The organism is Alcanivorax sp., from assembly GCF_014762765.1.
Taxonomy (GTDB): Bacteria; Pseudomonadota; Gammaproteobacteria; order Pseudomonadales; family Alcanivoracaceae; genus Alcanivorax.
The window spans coordinates 24,365-31,076 of the sequence record NZ_JABURH010000109.1 but is presented as its reverse complement, the minus strand read 5'-3'; the positions used below and the strand labels follow the sequence as shown (position 1 = coordinate 31,076).

Below are 6,712 nucleotides of genomic sequence, written 5' to 3'. Positions count from 1 at the left end.
ATGGAGGTGTTTATGCGCTGGTTGCACAAACTGAAAGAAAAACTGTTCCCTTCTCGTCATCAGCACACTGATGAACAATCTGCTCATGAGCCGCTGGATTATCACCCGGCTCATGAAGGAGAAACCCCGGACGATCTGCATCGTGGCCGGCACCGAATCAAGGAAACCTTTACCAGTCACTGGGACCTGGATTATATGCCCCGGGAAGAGCTGGAAGAGGCCTTGTCAAAAAACCGCGAGGATAAAGAGAAAAAGTAGGCGGCTGGCCGGATCAAATTTCACCGCCGCGCCGTGGGCGGGGTATCTGCTGCTCCTGAAAACGCTTGGAAACCCGCACCACAATATCGCTCTGGAAAGCCTTCTCGTAATGCACGTCCAGCACATAGGCCTTGGAGCGCAGGCGAATGGCCAGCATGTCGCCGATTTCCACTTCCTCAATGGCGAAAGACACCGGCTTTTTCAGATAGGCGTAGCGGCTGGTGACAATCACTTCTTCGATAATGGCTTTCGCTTCTTCCAGATCCGCACCCAGACCCACGTGAAAGTCGGTGACGATCATCATGTCCAGTTCGCCGGAATTGCCGGAAGCCACCACATCGGTGATGAAACGGGAGTTGGGGATGGTCACCAGGTTGTCGTCCAGGGTTTGCAAGCGCACGGTGCGCAGACCGATGGAAACAATTTCTCCGTATACATCATCAAAGCTGACCCTGTCGCCTACCCGGAAGGGGCGATCAAACAGTAGTAGCAGGCCGGCCACCAGGGAGGCAGCGATATCCTTCAGTGCAAAACCCAAGGCCACGGCGATGGAACCACCGGCGGCCAGCATGAATTCCTTGGGAGGCTGCAGGACGCCGATGATCAGCGCGGCGGTGCCCACGGTGTAGAGCACAAAGCCGATCAAGGTGGTGATCTGCAGAATCAGGAAGCGCCGGGTGGGCAGTTTTTCGGTGATCTTCAGGCTGGCTTTGCTGATCCCCCAGTTCAGTGCCCACAGCACAAAGCCGCCAATAAACAGCAGCAACAGGGCGTAGATGTTGAACAGCTCAACCACCACCGCCAGATCATTGACGATATTGCCTTCATTCATTGAGCAGATTCTTCCTTGTCAGGTAACTGATCACCTGCTGATACCACAGGGGTTTCAGCCGGTAGCGGCCATCCTCGGATTTATTCAGGAAACCGGCATCAAAGCCGCCCTTGAGCGCGTAGCGCACCACATTGCCGGGCAAGTTGGTGACATGGCTGATTTCCTGGCTGGTCAGATTTTCATGGGTGGCGATGGCCGCATACACGAACAGGGCGTTCTCGCCCATGCTGTCGAGAATGCTGGCAGAGGGCGGCGTGGGCAGCCCCACCAGCACCTGCCGACCCTTGGGTTTCACCGAGGTCAGCCACAGCCGCAGGGCCACCATGGGGTTGCCGCGACAGGCATCCCACAGCAGGCTGAAATAGCGTTGCTCCGCATTGCGTACATTGCCCGCTTCCGGTCCACGGGAAGAGAGCAGGACTTCGTCGTAGCGGACCCGGTGACCACTGAGGTGATTGCGCGCCAGGATCAGTGAGCGGATATCGGTCTGTCCCCAGCGTTTCACTTTCACCACGTTGCGGAACTGGTAATCACGGCCGAATACATTGCACAAGTAGGCCCAGCTCTGGTTATTGATCATCAGCAACCAGAACACATTATCCAGTCGTGCATTGACCAGGCTTAACACCGTGCGCCAGCCTTCCAGTCCGCCGATTTCCTTGAGGAAAAAGTTCTGTGCCTCGTCGAGCACCACCAGGGTGGGCTGGCGCTCCTCGTCACTTTTCACCAGGGCTGCCGGACCTTCACCGGCCAAGTCCACCTCCAGGGCGTCGCCGACCAGGGAGAGAATGGCATCCGGGTCGATGGTCTTGGCAGGCACTGTCAGCTTGACCAGATTGAGGCCCTTGCAACTTTCCGCCAGAGCCCGTTCCAGCCGTTCAATGCTGACCGTTTTGCCACAGCCCTTTTCGCCCACTACCACCTGGGCATTCTCGTCGGTCTTGTCCTCGTGCCAGCGCTGGATATTCTTTTCCATGGCCGTCACCAGCCCGGTATCCACAAAGGGCGTCTTGCTGCCCTCGGGCAGGGCGGTGGCAAACCAGCGTTCGTAATGTTCATCCACCGGCTGCTCATTGTCGGGGTCTTCTTCATCGTTGTTGATGCGGGTGCGTAGCCGAAACAGGCGGGCCTTGAAGCGCATGTACCAGTCGAAATCTGCCAGCACCCGGTCTGCAAAACCCACCAGGAAGCTGGCCAGTGCCACTGGCAGCAGCAGAGGTGCAAACAGCCAGAACAGGACCGGGGTGAGCAATTTTTCCGCCAGCGGGTCCAGCCGCGAAGGGAGGATGGCCTGCAGGCAACGCTGATAATCCTGGGGGCGAAGCGCCAGTAGTCGGCCCAGTCCCCAGTAAATAGCTACCAGCAAAATGCCCAGACAGAGGTAATAGAGCAGTGACGGGCCCAGGCTTTCCCACACGATCAACAGTGGCAACCAGGGCAGTATCAGCCAGCGTGAGATAAAGCGGGCGTGGTCGTGGACCTGCCGGGACTGATCGCTGCTCAGATAGGCATTGGCGCTCTGTGCCACCCGGATCACCAGCCATTCGCCGACCAGGCAGAACAAACCGTAAATCACATAAAGCCGGGCCAGCGGTAGCAGCCAGACAAGAATGCGGGTGGACGGGGTGTCCAGATACGGGGCCAGCAGATCCAGCATCAGCCATAACAGCACCCAGGGCAGCATGGGCGCCAGGCCGCTGATCAGGCGGCTGGCGTTGCGCAGCCAGCGGTGCTCACCGCTGGCGCGGACCACGGATTCGTGCAGGGTCAGGGTCCATTGGCGAGTACGTCGGGCCAGCCGGATCAGCAGCATGAAGCCGGCGATGCCGAGTATCAGTGCCACACTGTTCTGCACCAGCGGCAGAAAGCGTTTGTTCTTTGCCGATTCCTGCAGATCCAGATCGATCACATGGGCGGTATCCAGCAGCCGCTGGCCGATGCGTTCTGCTTCGTGGTGGAGCAATGCCGGCGCCTGGGCGGGGCCGCCCATGGCTTCAATCTGGCTCCACAGGGAGCGTCGCTGCCACAGATCAGCACGCAGCTGGCGCAGTTGGCTCTGCATCTCCAGGCGAGTGCGCAGCAGGTCACGCCATTGTGCGGTGGGCTGCGGTGGCGGGGTCAGTGCCGGGCTCCGATACCAGAGTTGATCCAGTTGTTGCAGCGCCTGTTTCGGTGATGCCCCGAGCAGGGGCAGGATGGCCCAGGCTTGCCGCACATGATCGCTGAGTGTGCTGGCCGCCAGGCTGACCGGTTCCGGTGTGTCTTGCGGGTCGGTGAGCGTCTGCAGGTGCTGGTAGAGCGCTGCCAGGGTCGAGAATGCCACCCGCTGGGTGCGGGGCAGCGCAGTGAATTGCTCACGCAGGGCATGCAGTTTCAGGTCCTGCTGGCGCAGCTGTCCGACCAGAGTATCGATATCGTTTTGCAGGGCCTCGCACTTGTTGATCGGCACGCTGCGCTCGCCGGGTTTGGGCTGGTGCAGGGCGGAGGTTTCCTCAAGGGGGTGGCCAAGCAGATCTGCCAACTGACGAGGATCGGGAACGCTACCATTCAGGTAGGTCTGTAGCTGCTGAAGTTGGGCGGCTTGCTGCTGTTTTTCCTGCTGGAGCTGTTCCAGGGTCTGGCGAGCCGCTTCGCAGGCGGCCACACCGTTGGCTTGCGCCGTAGCGGCCAGGGCCAGAAAAATGACAGCAACACATAGCCGTAAACATGGCGATCCCATTCGCAATTCCTTCTCCTCAGCAGCGTCCATTGTAGGAACCGGTAGCCATGCCGTCATCCATTGATATTGCCCATAGGGGCCGACAGCCCGTTAAGAGGATACCAAGATAGCAGAGTGCTATAGTCAAGAAAGGCTCAAACCGTTTCCAGGGAGGCAGCCATGAGCGAACTGATTGTGCGGGCCCTGATGGCCAAACACCCGGCGGCAGTGAAAATCGGCACGGAGCTGACGGCGGTGGTGGATATTCTGTTGCAGCACAAATTCACCGGCCTGCCGGTGGTGGATGATCACAACAAGGTGGTGGGCTTCGTGTCCGAGCAGGATTGCCTGCGCAAGCTGCTGGTGTCCAGCTATCACTGTGAGGGCAGCCTGGTGGTGGAGGAGTTCATGCATGACCAACCTCTCACGGTTCACGAGGAGGACTCTGCGGTGGATGTGGCTGAGCTGATGGTCACCCAGAAACCCAAGATCTATCCGGTGGTGGATGACAAGGGCATTCTGGTTGGGTTGCTGACCCGTGAGCAGGTGCTGCGGGCCCTCAAGGACAGCCGCCGTGGCTGCGATTGACGACTAAATCAGTGGTGAGCTGCGAGTTATAAGGAGCAAAAGGCGACCTGGGGCTGTTCTCGAGCCTTTTGAACCAGTGACCCCTGCGTACAATCCTGCGTTCATCCCCCGTATTACATTCGATGACAGCTCAAAACAACAACTCGGGAGAGCTGTCATGCGGAATCTGCAAACCTTTCTGGCCGATTATGGCGAGAGTCACCAGAACCCGGTTAACCAGTGGGTCCATATCCTCTGTGTGCCGGCCATTTTTATTTCTACCATCGGCTTGTTCTGGCTTCTGCCCCTGGGGCGCTGGCTGGGCCTGGAAGGCGCTGCCGCCTATTGGGTTAATGGTGGCACCCTGCTGGCGGTAATCTGCATGCCGTTTTACCTGCGCATGTCTCTGGGCATGACGGTGCTGATGACCGGTTGGTTGGCGGTGTCCCTGGCGATCATCGTGGCGGTGGATCGCAGTGGTCTGTCACTGGCCTGGAGTGCCGCGGGGATATGGCTGCTGGCCTGGGCGGTACAGGTATGGGGTCACAAGGTGGAAGGTAAGAAGCCATCCTTTGTGGATGACCTGGTGTTTCTGCTGGTGGGGCCCATGTTCGTCAGCATCGAGCTGGTCCACAAACTTGGCTTTCGTTCCCGCGAATCGGCCTGATAATCCATTGCTCGCCTGCTGCCGGGCGGGCATGATCGGCGGTTATGGATGCCAACAACTCACTTTCACCGGACTTGCCGTTAACGCCCCTGTTTCTCTGGCAGGGGGGCTGGTTGATGGTAATGCCTGCCATCGATAACCAGCCTCACCAGCATGTGGCCGCCTCCTTGTTGGTGGGCTTGGACCAGCCGATTCGGGTAACGGTGGACGGACATCTGTGCCAGCAACGGGTGGTGCTGGTGCCGCCGGATGTGTCCCAGAGCCTGAACAGTCAGGGGCCGGTGGCGGTGGTGCATTTGGACCCGGATGAGCCGGCCTGGCGGGCCCTGTCCCGTCTGGGCGGACTCGATGAGCAGCAGCAACGCTGGTGCGGGGAACAGATTGCGGCCCTGGTGCAGAGCGGCAATGAAGCCCGGGCCCGGCAATTTCTGCATGGCCTGCGCAGCCTGGCGGAACCCTTGCCACTGGACCCTCGCATCGCCGATGCCTGTGGTCTGATGCGGGCCGGGGAGACGGCTCCCTCCATGGATGCCCTGGCGGCACACGCCAACCTGTCTGCCTCCCGGTTCCGGCATCTGTTTCGCGAACAGCTTGGCGTTTCCCTAAAGCGTTATCAGCTGCACCTCAAGTGTCAGCGGGCTTTGGCCCTGTGGCGAAGCGGCATGAATTTCACCGAGCTGGCGGTGGCCGCCGGCTTCTATGACCAGCCCCACCTCAATCGCACCCTGCGTGCCATGTTCGACTCCCTGCCATCGCGGTATGCTCGGGGTCTACCGGTGCAGGTGGTGCACCTGAAAGAATAATGATGGAGGCTCCATGGATTACCAGCATATTTCCACCGATCTGGATGAACAGATTCTTACCATTACCCTAAACCGTCCGGATCGGCTGAACGCCTTTACCCTGCGCATGAAAGACGAGCTGGTCCATGCCTTTGGCGAGGCTGACCGCAATGACGCGGTGCGCGCGGTGATTGTGACCGGTGCCGGCAAGGTGTTCTGTGCCGGCATGGAAATGCAGCCGGAAGAAGGTGGCAATGTGTTCGGTTACGATGAGGCCGAGGGCATGGACCCGCCCCTGGAGCAGATTCGTGATTCCGGTGGTGAAGTGTCCCTGGCCATCTACAACTGTCGCAAGCCGGTGATCGGTGCGATCAATGGCGCCGCCGTGGGGGTGGGCATCACCATGACCCTGCCCATGGATATTCGCCTGGTGGCCGCCAACAGCAAGATCGGCTTTGTCTTTACCCAGCGGGGGCTCACTCCCGAAGCCTGCTCTTCCTGGTTTTTGCCGCGGGTGGTGGGCATTCAGAAAGCCATGGAATGGGTCATCAGCGGCGATATCTTCATGGCCGAAGAAGGTGTGGAAGCAGGGCTGTTCCACAGCGCCCATGACAAGGGTGAAGTGGTGGATGTGGCCCGCTGCATTGCCCGCAAGATGATCGCCAAGAGTTCTCCGGTAGCGGTGGCCCTGGCCAAGCAGATGCTGTGGCGTAACCCCAACTTTGCCCACCCCATGCAGGCCCATGCGGTGGAATCAAAAATGATCTACTGGTCCAATGAATTCTGGGACGGTCGCGACGGCTTTACCTCCTTCCTGGAAAAACGCGAGCCGCGTTTCGAAACGGCGATGGCGGATATTCCGACACAGTTCGATTTCTGGCATGAGCCAGAGCTTGGTTAACAGGACG

7 protein-coding genes are annotated in these 6,712 nt (G+C 59.3%); 5 read left to right on the top strand and 2 right to left on the bottom strand.

The window, feature by feature from the left end:
• Window positions 1–258, top strand: coding sequence for a hypothetical protein (locus tag HUJ17_RS06800; protein WP_290509982.1), 258 nt, complete (start codon window positions 1–3; stop codon window positions 256–258).
• 13 nt (window positions 259–271) lie between these two features.
• Here the strand turns inward: HUJ17_RS06800 and HUJ17_RS06795 are convergent, their stop codons facing one another.
• Entirely contained in the window at window positions 272–1,090 is an 819-nt protein-coding gene (locus HUJ17_RS06795; RefSeq protein WP_290509981.1) for a mechanosensitive ion channel domain-containing protein, read from the bottom strand.
• A complete protein-coding gene (locus tag HUJ17_RS06790; protein WP_290509980.1) occupies window positions 1,083–3,809 on the bottom strand; it encodes an ATP-binding protein in 2,727 nt (908 codons plus the stop codon). The genes HUJ17_RS06795 and HUJ17_RS06790 overlap by 8 nt, the downstream gene beginning before the upstream one ends.
• 159 nt (window positions 3,810–3,968) lie before the next feature.
• Here HUJ17_RS06790 and HUJ17_RS06785 point away from each other — a divergent pair, with 159 nt between their 5' ends.
• The 4 genes from HUJ17_RS06785 (at window position 3,969) to HUJ17_RS06770 (ending at window position 6,705) form a co-directional block, all read left to right on the top strand.
• The gene (locus HUJ17_RS06785) at window positions 3,969–4,376 is read left to right on the top strand and encodes a CBS domain-containing protein (RefSeq protein WP_290509979.1); all 408 of its coding nucleotides are present in this window, start codon (window positions 3,969–3,971) and stop codon (window positions 4,374–4,376) included.
• A 157-nt stretch (window positions 4,377–4,533) separates the two neighbouring features.
• Window positions 4,534–5,022 carry an Mpo1-like protein gene (locus HUJ17_RS06780; protein ID WP_290509978.1) on the top strand — a complete coding sequence of 163 codons (489 nt, stop codon included), beginning with the start codon at window positions 4,534–4,536 and terminating at the stop codon, window positions 5,020–5,022.
• 44 nt (window positions 5,023–5,066) lie between these two features.
• Window positions 5,067–5,825, top strand: a complete 759-nt coding sequence (locus tag HUJ17_RS06775; protein ID WP_290509977.1) for an AraC family transcriptional regulator — start codon at window positions 5,067–5,069, stop codon at window positions 5,823–5,825.
• A 13-nt stretch (window positions 5,826–5,838) separates the two neighbouring features.
• On the top strand, window positions 5,839–6,705 hold the full coding sequence (locus HUJ17_RS06770) for a crotonase/enoyl-CoA hydratase family protein (protein WP_290509976.1): 867 nt from the start codon (window positions 5,839–5,841) through the stop codon (window positions 6,703–6,705).
• Window positions 6,706–6,712 lie beyond the last annotated feature (7 nt).

Coding starts and splice junctions, on each gene's coding strand:
- HUJ17_RS06785 (WP_290509979.1), top strand. CDS start 3,969: ATGAGCGAACTGATTGTGCGGGCCCTGATGGCCAAACACCCGGCGGCA.
- HUJ17_RS06795 (WP_290509981.1), bottom strand. CDS start 1,090: ATGAATGAAGGCAATATCGTCAATGATCTGGCGGTGGTGGTTGAGCTG.
- HUJ17_RS06770 (WP_290509976.1), top strand. CDS start 5,839: ATGGATTACCAGCATATTTCCACCGATCTGGATGAACAGATTCTTACC.
- HUJ17_RS06780 (WP_290509978.1), top strand. CDS start 4,534: ATGCGGAATCTGCAAACCTTTCTGGCCGATTATGGCGAGAGTCACCAG.
- HUJ17_RS06800 (WP_290509982.1), top strand. CDS start 1: ATGGAGGTGTTTATGCGCTGGTTGCACAAACTGAAAGAAAAACTGTTC.
- HUJ17_RS06775 (WP_290509977.1), top strand. CDS start 5,067: ATGGATGCCAACAACTCACTTTCACCGGACTTGCCGTTAACGCCCCTG.
- HUJ17_RS06790 (WP_290509980.1), bottom strand. CDS start 3,809: ATGGGATCGCCATGTTTACGGCTATGTGTTGCTGTCATTTTTCTGGCC.